The following is a 16,614-nucleotide window of genomic DNA, read 5'->3' on the forward strand; positions in this document are numbered from 1 at the left end:
GTTAATAGTTTTTAGAAGTTAGTTAAACTTAAGCGCTACCTTCAGACCGTTGCTAATTAGTCTGACTTGCCCGTTTCCAACACCCTTAAGTGGTAAATTAAAATAAGGGATAGCAGAAACAGACCACCTTTTACTTAAACTTCGTTCCAGGCCGACTTCCAAATTCAGAACACCAAACCAATGGTAATTCTCATTTTCGCCGTACCAGCCAGTTGGGTTTTCATATTGATTATAATTATAGTAGTATTCGTATTCTTCTTCCAGCATTAACCAACTAGAAATACCGGTTGTAACGAACCACTTTGTCTTTCCTTTATTGTCAAAATAATATCTAACGTTTAAGGGTATATCCAACACTTCACAAGTACCATACGTCTTATCAGGATCCTTATAATAGCCCCCAGTTGTATAATTACCTGATCCAGCCCAATAATACTTGGTACTAATATTTGCACCAGTTTCTATCGACCATTTATTAGTTACATTAAGAAAAATGGAGAAACCCATTCTATCCGAAAACTTATCAAACCCCTTAAAATTTACAGTAGACATATCAGCAGCATAATATGCAGCAACTGATATGGCAGGATGAACAACCTGTTTTTCTTCATTAACTTTAATGGTTGAAGCGGTTTTACCAACAAGAATCATTTGAGGATTCTCATGTATTTTCCCTGTATAATGAATTGGTTTTAACCTGGTATAAACAAAGCCCGAAGAGGCTTCATGAATGTTCACACTATTCCCACTAACAACCTTTGAATCACCAATATCACCATGATATTCCCCTTCGGACCTATTGTGATCATCACTGTTAGAAATTATAATTCCCTCTTTTGATTGATCATGATAATAACCTGATTTTCCTTGATTTTGTTTCTCAATATTTGAGATTGAATTTGAATTAGCAGATTTATCATTAGAATTTGAAACTGCACTTTCTTTATCTCCAATATTTATCTCTGAACCTTTCATTTCTTTCTGGCTCAATGAAAATGATGCTTGCACTGAATCAATAATATTATTATCACTATTATTAATCCCATTAACTAATGCTTCATCAGAAACTTTTCCATCAGCCGATATCTTAGATGCAGATGGTTCATAATTATTTATAATATTTAACTCCCTAAAACCTATATACATCAATAAAAGCACGATTACTCCTGAAAGGAATAACGAAATCGTCTTCCATTTATTCACTCTTTGCTCCGGAGATTGCTCGATTTTTTCGACCATCTTTTCCCAATCTGATTCTCTAAAATCAGTTGGCTCATAAGAAAGCCCTTTCTTAAATATATCTTCCAGATTATCCTTGTCTCTCATAATTTTCATTTAATAATCTATGGATAGCCTGTTGCAAATATTTCTTAGCCTTAAATAAATTAGACTTTGATGTACCTTCTGATATTTCTAGTATTTCAGCAATATCAGCATGTTTATAACCTTCAATTACATACAAATTAAAAACTGTTCGATACGCTGGAGGTAACTCTCTAACCAACGAAAGCATCTCCTGATAATTTATACCAGAAACAATTTCTTCTTTATTACCTATATCTAAAGCTTCATCTAAATCTTGATGATTAGCATATTTACTATACTTTTGAATATGATTTATTGCAGTATTTACTACTATTCTTCTAAACCATGGCTTAAAAGGTTTGGTAGTATCAAATGAATCCAGATTTTGAAAAACCTTTAAAAAAGAATCATTCAATACCTCTATAGCCTCATCTCGATTATTTACATATCGTAAACAAATACTCAAACCATATCCATGAAACATCTGGTAAAGATGTTTCTGACTGTCCTTCTTCCATTTTTTACATCCACGAAGAATATTTTGGAATATGATATCTGGTGTATTATCCAATGATTCTGGTTTTTTTAACTATACAGGGAATAGTTATAAATGGTTGCCTCCTTAAATTTAATTATTTATATCTAATCTTCGGAAAGTTAAAACAGTATTAATTAAATCAATAAAAAAGTCCATGACTGGCGCCATGGACAAGGATAGATAATATACTATGTAATCAATTATTAAAAGAATATTTTTATTTGCTTTTTATTGTCTGATTCAATTGGCATATCATTTTTTTCAACTGGCTGTATCGACAGGATTTCTTTAGCCTGTTGAGTTTTATCTTCTAAATAGCCAGCAAACTCCTTCTTTTCTACCTCATCGGGAGTTAAAAATAAAGCCAGAAAGGAAAATAATAATTTTGCCATAGGTTTAGTTTTGACATTAATAAAGAAAATATTAGGCCAAACAAACTAAACATCTAATAATCAGCAACTTAAATAAAATTACGAATTAGATAAAATTAAAAAAGTGTATCATTTTGATACACTTTAAATATTTTTTCGGACAGTTTTATCCTAAACCTTACTCATACCTAAGGGCTACAATTGGATCAAGTTTGGACGCCTTGTTCGCAGGAATAAACCCAGCAATAAGTCCGACACCAACACAAACAACAAAGCCCAATATAATCCAGGGAATTGGCAATATAACCCCGCCTTCACCAATCAATGAGCCTACAATATTTCCAATCAACGCTCCTGCAACTATACCACCAATACCTCCTATTACACAAATCAAAATTGCTTCGATTAAAAATTGAGAACGTATTGTACTAGGCTTCGCACCAAGAGCTTTTCTTAGACCAATCTCTCTTGTTCTTTCAGTTACTGACACCAACATTATATTCATTAAGGCTATTACTGCTCCTAATAAGGTAACACCTCCTAAAGTAAATCCACCAATACGCATATATGAAGCTATGTTTTCTAATTCCTCAGCAACAGTTTCATTTCTCTCAACTGTAAATGAATCCTCAGTACCAATTGGATCTTGTCTTATTAACCTCATAACATGGCGAGCATTTGCCATAATATTTTCCGTATCAATCGGGTCACTTACATTAATGGTGATATCATACTCGGGACTTTGAGTTATTAGTCTTCTAGCAGTCTCGATTGGTATTAATATCCTTCTATCCTGGCTATTATTTCCTCCAAGTCCTCCTTGTTCTTCAGTTGTTCCAATAACTTTAAATCTTTTACCCAATAAGAAAATATACTCACCTATTGGGTCCTCATATTCTTCAAATAAAGACTCTTTTATAGCATACCCGATTATAGCTGTACTTGTACCGTTTTCTATGTCAAATTCAGTGAAATTCCTGCCTTTCTCAAGATTTAAACCTCTTAAGCTTAAATAATTATTATCACCTCCAGTTACTCTAGTATTCGGATTAGTTTTTTTTGACCCTCTTTTAACTTCTGCTGTCCATGATGCAACAACAGATAAGCCAACAGTCTCTGTCTCTTCAAACCTGTTTTGGAAATCTGATACTTCAGCATAGGTTAATTTAGGATATACCTTTTCTTCTTTACCTGCAGAACTTCTGCCATAATTCCTTTTTGAGGTAATCTCAATCGTATTAGCGCCCAAACTGCTAAAAGAATTTGAAATACTAGATTTCATAGCTTCGATAGCTGTCAATACACCCACAAGAAGCATTATCCCAACGGTAATAATTGCTGCAGTTATAATTGACCTGAGCAAATTTGATTTGATTGAATCAAGACTTACAGAAATATTTTCACGAATATCCATAGTTCGCATTTGATTTATTAAATTAAATATAAGTAAAGAGGTTTTTGTAACTTAACTTTATTACGAATACGGAAGAATGATTATACAAACGGTAGCATTCTATTTGTTAAATTGAATAAAGAATGAAACGGTAGTCTTATTCCAACCGTCTTAATAATAAAATGATATTAATGCAGCGTATTTTCTTAATCATATTTTTAATGTCTATCGGGCTAAAATCTTTTGCAACCACGATTTTAATTCCGATGGATGAAACCCAAAAAAACCACCTTAAAGCTTATGGTATTACATTCTGGATTCTTGAAAAAAAGATACCGGCTGACTGGTTATTAAATTACAGGGGAGGAAGTTTTGCTGTTGATCATTATCCATCAATTGAAAATGAATTGATCATAAGAGGAGTATCTTATGAAAAAATCAGTTCTTCTCAATATAAAAGCATTTTAACAGAGATCAATAGCCCTGCATCCAACATGGATATAATGAAACTTGAAAAAGCTCCGAAGGTTGCTGTATATTCTCCAAAGAGCAAACAACCCTGGGATGATGCGGTAACTCTTGCTCTAACATATGCTGAAATACCCTATGACGTAGTTTTTGATACTGAGGTAATGGAAGGAAAACTTTCCGAATATGACTGGCTACACCTTCATCATGAGGACTTTACAGGTCAATATGGTAAGTTTTACAGAAATGCTCGAAACCAACCATGGTATATAGAGCAAAAAATGGAATACGAGGAACTGGCAGCAAAATTTGGATATAAAAAGGTATCGCAATTAAAACTCGAAGTAGTAAAAAGAATTCGCAATTATGTTTCTACAGGAGGCTTTATGTTTGCTATGTGTTCAGCAACTGACACTTATGATATTGCCTTATCCGGAGATGGAATTGATATGATTGATTACATGTTTGATGGTGACCCTCCAGATCCAAATGCACAAGAAAAGCTAATCTATGATAACTGCTTTGCATTTGAGAATTTTAAAATAAGCAAAAACCCATATGAGTATGAGTATTCAAATATTGATATGCAACCAGAATCCCGAGGTGTGACTGAAAAAAATGATTATTTCAATTTATTTAAATTCTCTGCAAAATGGGACCCAATACCAACCATGCTGACTCAGAATCACACAAGGGTAGTAAAAGGATTTATTGGTCAAACTACAGCTTTTAGATTGAGTCTTATTAAACCGGATGTGGTAATTATGGGATCCAATGAATCTATTGGTGAGGCAAGATACATTCATGGAATTTATGGAAAAGGATTCTGGACTTTCTATGGAGGGCATGACCCTGAAGATTATCAACATTTTGTTGGAGAGGAACCAACAGATCTAAATTTACACCCAAATAGTCCTGGTTACAGATTAATACTAAACAACATTCTATTTCCTGCTGCTAAGAAAAAGAAACAAAAGACCTGATTGTTATATTATTTTAAATATATAATTGCCCCTAAGGATAAATTAAATATTTTAATAGGAGAAAGATAGTCAGGATTTTGAATATAACTTATTAATTCAAGATCATGAGTGGAAAACTCATAATAGAAGTTTATAAAATCTCGATTTGAACCTTTCATTTTCAAATTAATTCCTCCTCCTGTAAATACTCCAATTCTAATTGACGGCACCCACCAATAATACCCATTAGGATAACGCTCACTCCATCTGGTAAAATGATCATTACCAAAGGCATAATTCACAAACATTCCAGTTGTTAAAAAATTCAGATCAAATCTATTGCTTAACCGAACTCTAACATTAGGTATATATGTCAATTTGAGATTAGCTGAATATTCCTCTATTCCGCCTACTTTTTCAGGAAGATAACCAAAATAAAACCCCAAATTAAGATATGAAGGTTTCTCTACAGATAATAACTCATACCCGCCACCAAAGGAGATCATCCCGAAATTACCTGCATATTGGAGGTTAACAAAATCAGGCTGCCAGTCTATCTGAGCTTTGATTTGGTTTGGATAAAGAATCCATATTAAACAGAATATAAATGTAATTTTTCTCAAAATGTAATTATTTCAAAATTGTATCCACCATCCCATAACTCAACCTTGGTAAATGCTTTTTTATCCATACTAGTAGTTACCCAATATGGAATTTTTGTATTCTTATAATAGCCATTACTGAAAGAATGATTATGACCATGAAGTGTAAACAATAAATTATCTCCTTCTCTCGCTAAAACAGACTTGAAGTCAGGAGCCAATTTTGGGTCAAACTCACTATTATCCGGCCCCATATGTGAAATAAGAATTGTTTTTGTTCTTTTCCTTTCCATGAACTGTTTTCCAATCCATTCAAGGTCTGGAACCATACCATTATAGCCATACTCAAGGGAGTTGGTATTAACAAACATGAATTTATATCCTCCCCATGTAAACGAATAATTTACAGGGCCAAATATTTTCAGATATGCTTCATGGCCAAAGACCGGAACATCATGATTACCTATTACAGTGAGATAGGGAATATGAAGATCCGACATAATATCATTTATCCATAAAAACTCTTCGGCAAGACCAAAGTCAGAAATATCGCCACCATGAATTACAAAATCATACTGTTCAGAAACCGAATTTATATATTCAACAAATTGCTCTGTTTCATCATAAAATCGCTGTGAATCACTCATAAAAGCAATACGTATGGTATCACTAGGAGATTTTTCTAAAATCCTTAGAATATTCTTCAGGTTTACATCCTTCTCTTCTGCCCCAGGAGTAATTTGATGTGCACTATATTCAAATAGATCACAACCCGAAAATAATAATATTATCAGAAAAAGATTGTAGTGGCTTCTCATATGCTATTAAACTCAATGAGAGCCCTGCAGGTTTAAAAAATCAAAAATAAATTTGGATTTGTCGGGATTATTACACTTTGTGTAAAAAAATATTTCGTAGATGATTATTTCCCAATAAAAAAGGCTCCAGTATCGGAGCCTTTTTTAAATTGTGTTTTATTAAGTTTATTTATTCTTTCCCATTTCTATTTTCTTATCTGCTAACATAACAGCTTGATATATATTCAACACACCACCTGTTCGGCTTAATTCTCCAAATTTAACTTCATCTTCAGAACCGGGAAGCACTACATTTTCTTCAGGCATTTGAGTTGTTGACTTAATAAGAATATCTTTTACTTCTGTAGCTGTAAGTTCTGGATAATAAGACATTAAAAGGGCAGCTGCTCCTGCAGTAACAGGTGCTGCAAATGATGTTCCAGATGCTACCTGATACTCATTATCCGGTGATGTTGAATAAATATCTACACCTGGAGCAAATAAGTCTACAGACTCGTTGCCATAATTACTAAAACTTCCTACCATGTCTTTTCCTTTTTTCCAGTCTAAAGCACCAACTTCTAACCAATTAGATGCTTCAGTACCATCAACATAAAAACGAGTAGGGAAATTATCTTTTTCATCTATATCTTTTGAGCTATTTCCTGCTGCATGAACAAGAAGAACATTATTAGCTTCGGCATATCTAACGGCATTTTCTACCACATCCCTGTTTGGTGAAAAAGATTTACCAAAACTCATATTTATAACTCTAGCGCCATTATCAACAGCATAATAAATGGCATTGGCAACATCTTTATCTCTTTCATCTCCATTTGGAACAGTTCTGATTGACATTATTTTCACATTATCCGCTACGCCATCCATACCCAATTCATTATTTCTAATTCCACCAATTATTCCTGCTACAAATGTTCCATGAAATGAGAAACCACCTTCAACGTCATTATTCCCATAAAATTTTTCTTTTGGGTTATTAATACTATCACCTACGATTTCACGAGAATTAAATTCGGTATTATATCCATATTCCAAGGCAGTTTCAAAATAATTCTTCGCCTCTTCTAATTGTTCTACAGTAATTTCTTGAGAATACATATATCCCATAAAATTCTTAGCCATTACCAATTCTTGATCTTTTGTTTTCAAATTGGTAACATCCTCCATTATCAGGGAATCAGTTTTAAAATGGTCTTTTAAAAGCTTTGTGTATTTTTCATAACTTGAATAAAAACCTTTAAACCCTTCGTACTGTCTGTCCATTTGTCCTTTTTGAGCTTCAAATTGCTTTTTAACAGACATGTAATAATCATACTCTGAATCTTCAGCAGCCTTTTCTTCAGAGAGGCCATCGAATTTCTTTGTCAACCTGTCGTACTCCCTTGTAAGTTCATACGTATCTCTTACAACATTCCCGTCTTTTCCTCCGATAAAATTCCATCCATGTATATCATCGATATAACCATTATTATCATCATCAATACCATTATCTGGAATTTCATCTTCATTTACCCAGATTACTCCTTGCAAGTCCTCATGATCAATATCAATCCCACTATCTATTACTGCAACTAAAACTTCAACAGAAGGCTTGCCTGATAATAACTTATAAGCAAGTTCGGTTTCTACCCCTCTAACGGCATCCATGGCATAAGCTTTATTATACCAATTAGTTGGAGGAGTTGATAAATAAATAGATGTATCGTTACTTAGTGTGTTTGCATCTTGTCCAACTAAGATTGTTGACACAAGGGTCGCACCAGCCAGGGCAATTGTCTTCAGCATATCCAAAATCTTCTTTTCCGTCACCATTGTTCAATAAATTATACGGAGTACCTTAAAAAATAGACATTACATGGTAATATTTAACGGCATTTTACCAAATAATTATCTTTATATTAACAAAAATAAGTTAAAAAAGTTGAAATGAGGATTAGTTATTTTCTAAAAGCTTAGCAAGACATTCATCCATATCATTAACCCAGTTTAAGGCATTGAAGGTTGTTTCTGACAAAAATCCTTCATCAACACAATTCTTTAAATGAGCTTTTAAATGATCATAAAAACCTTCAGAGTTAACAATTATAATCGGTTTAACGTGATAGCCCAATTGAAACCAGGTATAGATCTCAAATAATTCATCAAGAGTTCCTATGCCTCCAGGAATAATCACAAAAGCATCTGATAGCTCATACATCTTTTCCTTCCTTGAATGCATTGTATCAGTCATATGCAACCTGGTTAATGAAAGGTGAGCTACCTCTTTTTGTGCCAATGACCTTGGGATTACTCCTTCAGCCTGGCCTCCATTTTCCAGTACAGCATCTGCTATTACCCCCATAAGTCCTACCTTACCTCCACCATAGACTAGCTTAATACCATTATCGGCAAAAGACTTCCCTAAATTCCGAGCATATCTCGACAATAATGGGTTGTGTCCTGAACTTGAACCACAAAATACTGCTACACTGGTTATATGCATAATTATTATTTTATTTAGTGCATTCTATCTGATCTGACATCAAGATTTTTAATAATCTCAGCTTCCTCTTTTAAAAGTTCTTCCCACCGTTTCATAACTTTTTCCTCCCCAAGATATTTTTTCGCGAGACTTAGAAAATTTTTATAATGTCCGGCTTCACTAATCATTAGCTGATAATAGAATTCACTCAGCTCTTCATCTTCAAGATTTTTATGAAGCATTTTAAATCTTTCACAGCTCCGTGCTTCAATTAGTGCATTCATTAAAAGCTTTTCTACTAGCTGATCTTCTCTACTCCCACCCTTTCTAACTTTTTTTGCTAATTGTGCAACATATTCATCTTTTCTCATTTTGCCAAGGGAATATCCTCTCTTCTTCAGTTGCTCAATAACCATTTCAAAATGCGACCATTCTTCAGAAACAACCGGTGTTAGCATCTCGACCAGATCATCTTTCTCAGGATAATTAATAATCAAACTGATACATGAAGATGCCGCTTTCTGTTCACAGTATGCATGATCTATCAATATATCCTCAATATTCATTCCTGCAATATTTGCCCAACGTGGATCTGTTGGTAGATGAAGTCCTAATACACTCTTATCAATACTTTCATTCATATCATTAATCAAAAAACAACCAGCTCACTCCAAAATCAAAGACCCTTCCTTGTACAGGATAGGCCGGTGTAATATAATATCCGTTGTTTATCAGTCCTTGATTAAAATGTTTCAACTTTAAAGAAAAGCGCCAACGATCTACTTGAAAGTTAAGGAAAAAATCAGCGATAATATAATCTTTACTTTGGTATGCATTTTGAACAAAATATCGCTGAATAGTCGGATCGTAAGCCATGGCATAAAAACCAGATCGGTAGTTAGCACTTACTCCTGTTTTAATGATCATTGCTCCCTTAAACAGTTCATTTTGGTAATATATAGAACCATTCCCAAATAGATCAGGGACTCGATATACACTCTTACCATTATCAGATATCAGTGAATATTTTCCATCTAATTCAATCCCTAAGTGCTTGAATAATAAAAACTTTAAGTCAACACCGGCGGTTAGAACCTGAAAATTCTCATTAAATTGAACAGGAATAGTATCTGAAGAATAATAAACATAATTGTTATAATTCTTAATACTCAAATAAGGAGAAATCTTTTGATTACCCAATTTGACTTTTATCCTTCCATAAAGATCATCTGCTGTTACATCATCAAAATCATTTTCCCAGGCTCGGTGATTTCCCAGGTACTTTTGAAAAACATAATCTGGTTTATATGATAGCCTTCTGAATCCAGCTTCAACCCAATCAGTCTGAAGCATAGCATCAATATTGTAAGTTTGTCCTATTAAATATTCTACAGTACCAAACAACTTATTCCTTTCATTCAGGTCATAAGATAAATACCCTCCGGCAAAAAGCTCATTTCGGGTTGTTTGTCCATTAAGCTGCTCTGAATCTATTGTAATGTGTCTGTGTTTAAAATAGGCCCTGTAAAAAATTCTTTCCGTCCCTCCTGTTAATCCTGCTTCATTTTTAAGTGTTGTAAAAAATACTCTATCATAAGTATTTTCATCGTCCAGGTAAATATTATTAAAAAAACCTGAAGACAGATTATCACCAGTTGGCTGAACAACAAACGTATTTCTTTCCTGATTATATTCAAATTCATGATAAAATCTAAGGATACCTGTAGGTCTATATGTTTGCAGAAAGTATCCGTTAAAAACTCTATAATTCGAACCTGCTCCTTCAAGTGCAGGTGAAATTTGCGACTGGTCATTTAAAGCCTGTTCAGCAATTGCTTCATTCGCAAAATCAAAAACCCCACCAGACTCAGACACTTTGTGAGAATGCCTGAAAATCCTCGTCATAAAACTATATGTACTGTCTTTATTAATGAAGTTAGCATTTACATCATATGCAATTACCACCCCCTGATTGTCAAATCTTCTTACCGGACCAAGGTTTTTATCTGCAGCAATCCTACCTAAGTTAAATCCAATGTTAAACCTTTCATTAACATTTCTGGCAAATGCAATATCAACTTTATTCCTGTTCCCACCACCAAACAATACATTAACTTCAGTATAAGGTCCTTTTGTATTAAAAAATCTGTGTTCATATGGTGTTACAACATAGGGCTGATATGCAATAAACCCACTTCTCAATCCAGGAGTCTCTGGTAAATCAGGGTATAAATCAAAAATGGCCGTTGCCATATTACCAAGATTTTGAGCTTCATAATTCATTAGCTCAAGCTTCTCAAAACGACCAAAATCAGCTAAAGTTGAATCTATACGATAGTGAATATCCTTACTGTTTTTAACATCTTGGGCCTTAATATAATATAGTGTCAACGGGCCATATGGATTTTTAGCAGAATCAAGTTTAAGTTTACCATCATCTTCATCTGGAACAGAAACAGTATCTTCATTCATATCAAAATACTCATCTCTCCCCATTCCACTACCTCTTGGTGTTTGTATCTGAGAATATGAATCAAATCCTATAAAAATCAGGAATATAAAAAAAACTACTTTTTCCAGTTTCATAATTGGTCACAAAAATAATTAACCATGTCTAACCACACTATTTTTACTGTCCTTATTTAGACTGTGATAATTTCTTATTCACTAAATCAATAAAAGAATTCTCATCCTTTTCGTTTAAAAACACCATTGAAATTGGCTGTATAACAAACTTCAAACTAGTAATTTCACTTCCATTAACCATTGATTTAATTCTCATCCAGTCTTTTTCACTGACAATAATCTGATTAATTCTCTCGTCTTTACAAAAATCGACCCATTCTTTAAAATCAGAATCTTTAAAATTATAATGATCAGGATAATCAAAGTGCTTGACTATGCTAATTTGCGATGAAAGATGTGTTTTCAATTGCGAAGGATCAGCAAGACCAGAAACCAGTACTACTTTATTATCTAATTCAATTTCATTATAATCTTCATCAACAGGACTGGCATAACCTATTTTTGTAAAATACACTGGAGTTTCATCCCCAGCATAAGACTTAATCTTATTTTTATATTCAAGCTGAATTGAACTGGAGATTTCTATTGGAGATTTAGTAACCAAAACCACATCTGCTCTTTTAGCTCCATTCTTTTGTTCTCTTAACCTGCCTACAGGTAAAAGATGATCATTAAAAAAAGGCTTGTCATAGGTGGTAAGCAAAATCATAAAGTCAGGAGATACATATCGATGTTGATAAACATCATCTAATAAGATTAGCGAAGTTTCAGGTTTATCAAATAATATCTCAGGAATACCATGAATTCTTTCTTCATCAACTGCTACACAGATTCTGTTTCTGTATTTTGAATAAAACTGCAATGGCTCATCCCCTATATCCTCTGCTTTACTTAGGTCATTGGCTAATAAAAATCCACGAGTCTTCCTTCCATACCCTCTACTCAGAGTTGCAATTCGCTCACTATTAACAAACTGCTTTATTAGATATTCGACAGCCGGAGACTTCCCGGTTCCACCCACTGATAGATTTCCGACACCAATGGTTTTAACATCAAACTTAAATGACCTGGTATAGCCAATATCAAACAAGTAGTTGCGGAGTTTGATGATCATTCCATAAATTAGGGCAAAAGGCCAGAGCAAATGCTTAAATATCATTGGATATGGCAGTTTAAATATCGTAGCTTTGAATATTGCTGCAAAGTATTGACATTATGACGAAAATAAAAGATGTAATCAACTATTTAGAAACCTGGGCTCCAGCTTCACTTCAGGAAGGTTATGACAATAGCAAGTTAATTGTAGGTGATAATAATCATGAGGTTTCAAAAGTTTTAATAACGCTGGACTGTGTGGAAGAAGTGGTTGAAGAAGCTATAAGTATTGGAGCCAATTTAATTATTGCTCATCATCCTATTGTTTTTAAAGGATTAAAAAGTTTCACAGGTAAAGATTATGTTGAAAGAACTGTAATTAAAGCCATTAAAAATGATATTGCTATTTATGCAATTCACACGAATCTGGATAATGTAATTACAGGTGTCAATGCTATCCTGGCTGATAAAATCGGAATTAAAAAACTTAAGGTACTTCAACCTAAAAATGACAACCTCCAAAAACTAGTTGTATTTGTACCATCTTCGCATACTGACAAAGTTTTAACCGCTTTAGGTGAGGCCGGAGCAGGGCAAATCGGGGAATATAAAAATTGTAGTTTCACTGTTAAAGGTACAGGCCGATTTGAGCCATCTGAAAATGCTAATCCATTTATTGGAGAAACTGGCAATTTGGAAAAAGTAGAAGAAGATAGAATAGAAGCTATAATTCCCAAACACAAAAGTGGGCAGATATTAAATGTAGTTAAAAATGCTCATCCTTATGAAGAAATGGCCTATTATATCAATGATCTTGTGAATTACAATCAAGACACAGGTTCAGGGATGATTGGTGTTCTTGATGAGGAAATGGAGGCTATGGATTTTTTGCTTTTACTAAAAGAAAGGCTTAATTTGAAAACCATTAGACATACAAACCTCGTTAAAAATAAAATAAAGAAAGTTGGAATATGTGGTGGAGCTGGAAGCTTTCTACTTAGTAAGGCCAAAAGTGCAGGATGCGATATTTATATTACCGGAGATTTCAAATACCATGAATTTTTTGATGCCGAAGATAAAATAATAATTGCCGACATAGGCCACTATGAAAGTGAAGTATTTACAAAAGAATTAATAAAAGAGAAATTATATAAAAAATTCACTAATATTGCATTCAATTTATCCGAATTTAATTCGAATCCGGTTAATTATCTATAAATGGAACGTACAATAGCTCAAAAATTAGACGCTTTAATTAAGCTTCAAGAAATAGACTCTCAATTAGATGAAATTAAAAAGATCAGAGGTGCACTACCTGAAGAGGTTGGTGATCTGGAAGATGATCTAGAAGGTTTAAAAACCAGAAAATCAAAGCAGGAGTCTAAAATTGAAGAGCTCGAAGCGGAAATCACTAAAAGAAAATCTGGAATTAAAGACTCAGAAGCTCTAATAACAAAGTATAGTGCTCAGCAAAATAATGTTCGCAATAACCGTGAATATGACGCTATTACTAAAGAGCTGGAATTACAAGAGTTAGAAATTCAGGTTCATGAGAAAAAAATTAAAGAAGCTGGTTTCAAGATCGAACAAGTAAAAGGTGAGATTGAAAATACTCTTTCATTAATAAAAGATAAAGAAGAAGATCTTAACGAAAAAAGAAAAGAGCTTGAAGCGTTAACTTCTGAAAGTGAAGAAGACGAGAAGAAACTATTAAAGGATCGTGAGAAAGCTGTTAAGGATATCGAAGAGAATCTTTATCGCTATTATCAGAGACTAAGAAAGCACCTTACCAATGGTCTTGCGGTTGTAACTGTTAAGAATGGTGCTGCTCAAGGTTGTAACATCGTTATTCCTCCTCAAAAAATCGCTGAAATCAGAGAAAGAAAAAGACTTATCATCGATGAGCACAGTGGAAGAATTTTAGCTGGTGTGGATGATGAACCTGAATTCCAGTCTGATCAAATTAAAAAACCGAAAAGAAGAACAACTACAAAAAGAAAGACAACTAAGTAATCGTCTGGATTTGTTCTTTATTTTAAGACATAATATTAAACAGGCAGGGCCATTTTTGGTCTGCCTGTTTTTTTTGTTATTAACTCCATGCCTTTCCGCCCAAAGTTTTGATGATTTCTTCAACCTGGATATAAACCAAGAATCACAATATAAAAACCTTTATAGCAGAGGTATAAAAGTCCTCCTGAAATATGATGAAGAATCTGCAAATAGTTTATTAGATGACCTTGAAGAATTCTCTGAAAATAATACCACAGATAAATACCTGGAATGTAGATCACATCTGTTACTGGCTGTAATCAATGCTCGATATGAAAATAATTTTGCAGCATTTAAAAACTTCAGAAAAGCATTTTTTATATATAGGGAATATGGCTCAAGCAATAACAAATACGATCTTGCCGGTGGACTAATGCATATAACTATTTCCTCAGTCCCCGAAAAATTTGTCTGGCTGACAGACTTATTGGGATTAAAAGGAAATAAGGAAACCGGACTTACCTTACTTAATAATGCAACAAAAAGATCGGACTTTGTAGGGCAAGAAGCACGATTATTATATCCTTTAATAGCTAACTATTTGCTAAATGATCAGGAAATAGCTAAAAACCTGACAGAAGATTACTCATTGACAACAGAACTTGAGAAAATTGTTTTTATAATCTGTAACGCAAAAGCAAGAGGTGGACAAAACATCCTAAACAATTTAACTAAATTCACTTCAACCACTAAAAGGTTATTTCCTGCATCTAACTACCTGATAGGAGAAACATTTTTACGTCAAGGCAAGTATGGTACTGCCCGTGAATATTTAATGAAATACAAAAATGAGCTTCAGTCTGATGAATATTTATCTGCCTGTGACTTAAATATATTTTTGTCTTATTATTTAAATGGAGATTATCAGAAAGCAAACACATTCAAAAGTAATCTCGAAAAATTCAGTAAGAAAACCGAAGCTGACAGATATGCCTCAAAAGCTCTGAATAATTATTCATTCCCTCCTGGAAACAACGAATTGATCTGGAAACTGAGACTAGCAACGGATGGTGGATTTGATGATTTATCTGGTCAAATAATAAATACAGAACCGAAATTTAATTTAAGATCTCAAACCACAGAGTGGAACTATAGAAAAGCAAGGTATTATCATTCTACAAATCACATAGATAAAGCACAAAAAGCTTATAATATTACCATTGACTTACAACAAAATAACTCGTGGTACTATGCTCCTAACTCATGCATAAAATTGGCAACTATTCTGATCAATAATAAAAAATATCACGAAGCTAAAGCCTATCTTGTAAAAGCAAAGTCTTATAAGGGTAACCCTTACGAAGAATCCATAAATTATGAAGCTTCAATCCTTGAACGTCAAATAAATGACTTAATAAATGATTTATAGATTAATCTTTAAGATGCTCATAATCATTGCTTTTTACCAATATGTAATTTCCATCATCATATAACAGTTTATACAACTGCAAATTACCATGTTTGAAAACATCCATATATTTTAAAGGATAATTTAATAGATGGCTCAACAATATTCTCATCGCCCGACCATGAATACAGACTAATATCTTTGAAAAATCCTGCTGTATGATTCTATCAAATCCAATGGCCATTCTATCCCTTACTTCATTAGGACTCTCCCCCCCTTTAAATGCCAAATGAGTATTCCCCTTATACCACTCAGCAATTAAATCCGAGTAATCAGATTTGTCTTCCAGAGAAACCTTCTTACCTTCCTTTTCGCCCCAATTGATTTCTTTTAACTCTGGAACAATCTCATGTTCAATTCCCAAATCAATAAAACCTGCTACAGATTCAATAGTTCTTATCAAATCAGAAGTATATACTTTTTCAAAACCTTCATCTTTATAACTACTGAAAAATGCTTCAGCCTGTGCCCTACCTTGCTCATTTAACGGAGCATTAATACCGCTTCCTTGTACAATTCCCTTTCTGTTATAATCAGTTTCTCCGTGCCTGATTAGGTAAATGGTTTTTGTGCTCAACTTTTTTCTTTATTTTTGGAATCGTAAATTAAAATAAA

The 16,614-nt window shown here is 33.5% G+C and carries 16 protein-coding genes; 4 read left to right on the top strand and 12 right to left on the bottom strand.

Annotation, left to right across the window (positions count from 1 at the left end; genetic code table 11):
• Positions 1-18: 18 nt before the first annotated feature.
• The 4 genes from HH304_RS06045 to HH304_RS06060 all read right to left on the bottom strand — a co-directional run bounded on the left by HH304_RS06045 (position 19) and on the right by HH304_RS06060 (position 3,628).
• Positions 19-1,326 carry a hypothetical protein gene (locus tag HH304_RS06045; RefSeq protein WP_169678990.1) on the bottom strand — a complete coding sequence of 436 codons (1,308 nt, stop codon included), beginning with the start codon at positions 1,324-1,326 and terminating at the stop codon, positions 19-21.
• Positions 1,310-1,876, bottom strand: coding sequence for an RNA polymerase sigma factor (locus tag HH304_RS06050; protein ID WP_271711520.1), 567 nt, complete (start codon positions 1,874-1,876; stop codon positions 1,310-1,312). Before HH304_RS06050 ends, HH304_RS06045 begins: the two co-directional genes overlap by 17 nt.
• Before the next feature lie 170 nt (positions 1,877-2,046).
• Positions 2,047-2,235, bottom strand: a complete 189-nt coding sequence (locus HH304_RS06055; RefSeq protein WP_169678992.1) for a hypothetical protein — start codon at positions 2,233-2,235, stop codon at positions 2,047-2,049.
• A 157-nt stretch (positions 2,236-2,392) separates the two neighbouring features.
• On the bottom strand, positions 2,393-3,628 hold the full coding sequence (locus HH304_RS06060; protein WP_169678994.1) for an ABC transporter permease: 1,236 nt from the start codon (positions 3,626-3,628) through the stop codon (positions 2,393-2,395).
• 200 nt (positions 3,629-3,828) lie between these two features.
• Between HH304_RS06060 and HH304_RS06065 the strand changes: the two genes are divergently transcribed.
• Entirely contained in the window at positions 3,829-5,058 is a 1,230-nt protein-coding gene (locus HH304_RS06065) for an asparagine synthetase B (RefSeq protein ID WP_271711521.1), read from the top strand.
• An 8-nt stretch (positions 5,059-5,066) separates the two neighbouring features.
• On the opposite strand, the gene HH304_RS06070 is transcribed toward HH304_RS06065, so the two are convergent.
• The 7 genes from HH304_RS06070 to lpxK form a co-directional block, all read right to left on the bottom strand.
• Positions 5,067-5,660 (bottom strand): hypothetical protein, encoded by a 594-nt coding sequence (locus tag HH304_RS06070; RefSeq protein WP_169678997.1) that lies wholly within the window; start codon positions 5,658-5,660, stop codon positions 5,067-5,069.
• Entirely contained in the window at positions 5,657-6,457 is an 801-nt protein-coding gene (locus HH304_RS06075) for a metallophosphoesterase family protein (RefSeq protein WP_169678999.1), read from the bottom strand. Before HH304_RS06075 ends, HH304_RS06070 begins: the two co-directional genes overlap by 4 nt.
• 165 nt (positions 6,458-6,622) lie before the next feature.
• Entirely contained in the window at positions 6,623-8,269 is a 1,647-nt protein-coding gene (locus HH304_RS06080; RefSeq protein WP_271711522.1) for a S8 family peptidase, read from the bottom strand.
• 121 nt (positions 8,270-8,390) lie between these two features.
• Entirely contained in the window at positions 8,391-8,939 is a 549-nt protein-coding gene (locus HH304_RS06085) for an LOG family protein (protein ID WP_169679001.1), read from the bottom strand.
• Positions 8,940-8,953: 14 nt separating this feature from the next.
• Positions 8,954-9,559: a tRNA-(ms[2]io[6]A)-hydroxylase gene (gene miaE / locus HH304_RS06090; RefSeq protein WP_169679003.1), complete on the bottom strand. Its 606-nt coding sequence runs from the start codon at positions 9,557-9,559 to the stop codon at positions 8,954-8,956.
• A gap of 4 nt (positions 9,560-9,563) precedes the next feature.
• Positions 9,564-11,504, bottom strand: coding sequence for a putative porin (locus HH304_RS06095; RefSeq protein WP_169679005.1), 1,941 nt, complete (start codon positions 11,502-11,504; stop codon positions 9,564-9,566).
• A 52-nt stretch (positions 11,505-11,556) separates the two neighbouring features.
• Positions 11,557-12,603, bottom strand: a complete 1,047-nt coding sequence (gene lpxK, locus HH304_RS06100; RefSeq protein ID WP_169679007.1) for a tetraacyldisaccharide 4'-kinase — start codon at positions 12,601-12,603, stop codon at positions 11,557-11,559.
• A 56-nt stretch (positions 12,604-12,659) separates the two neighbouring features.
• Here lpxK and HH304_RS06105 point away from each other — a divergent pair, with 56 nt between their 5' ends.
• The 3 genes from HH304_RS06105 to HH304_RS06115 are packed head-to-tail and all read left to right on the top strand — an operon-like array spanning position 12,660 to position 15,960.
• Positions 12,660-13,757: a Nif3-like dinuclear metal center hexameric protein gene (locus HH304_RS06105; RefSeq protein ID WP_169679016.1), complete on the top strand. Its 1,098-nt coding sequence runs from the start codon at positions 12,660-12,662 to the stop codon at positions 13,755-13,757.
• The gene (locus HH304_RS06110; protein WP_169679018.1) at positions 13,758-14,552 is read left to right on the top strand and encodes a zinc ribbon domain-containing protein; all 795 of its coding nucleotides are present in this window, start codon (positions 13,758-13,760) and stop codon (positions 14,550-14,552) included.
• On the top strand, positions 14,473-15,960 hold the full coding sequence (locus HH304_RS06115; protein ID WP_169679020.1) for a DUF3808 domain-containing protein: 1,488 nt from the start codon (positions 14,473-14,475) through the stop codon (positions 15,958-15,960). The genes HH304_RS06110 and HH304_RS06115 overlap by 80 nt, the downstream gene beginning before the upstream one ends.
• Before the next feature lies 1 nt (position 15,961).
• On the opposite strand, the gene HH304_RS06120 is transcribed toward HH304_RS06115, so the two are convergent.
• On the bottom strand, positions 15,962-16,576 hold the full coding sequence (locus tag HH304_RS06120) for a histidine phosphatase family protein (protein ID WP_169679022.1): 615 nt from the start codon (positions 16,574-16,576) through the stop codon (positions 15,962-15,964).
• Between the last annotated feature and the right edge of the window lie 38 nt (positions 16,577-16,614).

The sequence above is a fragment of the Marinigracilibium pacificum genome (assembly GCF_012926615.1).
Taxonomy (GTDB): domain Bacteria; phylum Bacteroidota; class Bacteroidia; order Cytophagales; family Cyclobacteriaceae; genus Mangrovivirga; species Mangrovivirga pacifica.

What these genes read in the sequence shown, in the direction of transcription:
- HH304_RS06085 (WP_169679001.1), bottom strand. Translation starts at nt 8,939, where the DNA reads ATGCATATAACCAGTGTAGCAGTATTTTGTGGTTCAAGTTCAGGACAC.
- miaE (WP_169679003.1), bottom strand. Translation starts at nt 9,559, where the DNA reads ATGAATGAAAGTATTGATAAGAGTGTATTAGGACTTCATCTACCAACA.
- HH304_RS06055 (WP_169678992.1), bottom strand. Translation starts at nt 2,235, where the DNA reads ATGGCAAAATTATTATTTTCCTTTCTGGCTTTATTTTTAACTCCCGAT.
- HH304_RS06110 (WP_169679018.1), top strand. Translation starts at nt 13,758, where the DNA reads ATGGAACGTACAATAGCTCAAAAATTAGACGCTTTAATTAAGCTTCAA.
- HH304_RS06105 (WP_169679016.1), top strand. Translation starts at nt 12,660, where the DNA reads ATGACGAAAATAAAAGATGTAATCAACTATTTAGAAACCTGGGCTCCA.
- HH304_RS06095 (WP_169679005.1), bottom strand. Translation starts at nt 11,504, where the DNA reads ATGAAACTGGAAAAAGTAGTTTTTTTTATATTCCTGATTTTTATAGGA.
- HH304_RS06115 (WP_169679020.1), top strand. Translation starts at nt 14,473, where the DNA reads ATGATGAACCTGAATTCCAGTCTGATCAAATTAAAAAACCGAAAAGAA.
- HH304_RS06080 (WP_271711522.1), bottom strand. Translation starts at nt 8,269, where the DNA reads ATGGTGACGGAAAAGAAGATTTTGGATATGCTGAAGACAATTGCCCTG.
- HH304_RS06065 (WP_271711521.1), top strand. Translation starts at nt 3,829, where the DNA reads ATGTCTATCGGGCTAAAATCTTTTGCAACCACGATTTTAATTCCGATG.
- lpxK (WP_169679007.1), bottom strand. Translation starts at nt 12,603, where the DNA reads ATGATATTTAAGCATTTGCTCTGGCCTTTTGCCCTAATTTATGGAATG.
- HH304_RS06060 (WP_169678994.1), bottom strand. Translation starts at nt 3,628, where the DNA reads ATGGATATTCGTGAAAATATTTCTGTAAGTCTTGATTCAATCAAATCA.
- HH304_RS06045 (WP_169678990.1), bottom strand. Translation starts at nt 1,326, where the DNA reads ATGAGAGACAAGGATAATCTGGAAGATATATTTAAGAAAGGGCTTTCT.
- HH304_RS06075 (WP_169678999.1), bottom strand. Translation starts at nt 6,457, where the DNA reads ATGAGAAGCCACTACAATCTTTTTCTGATAATATTATTATTTTCGGGT.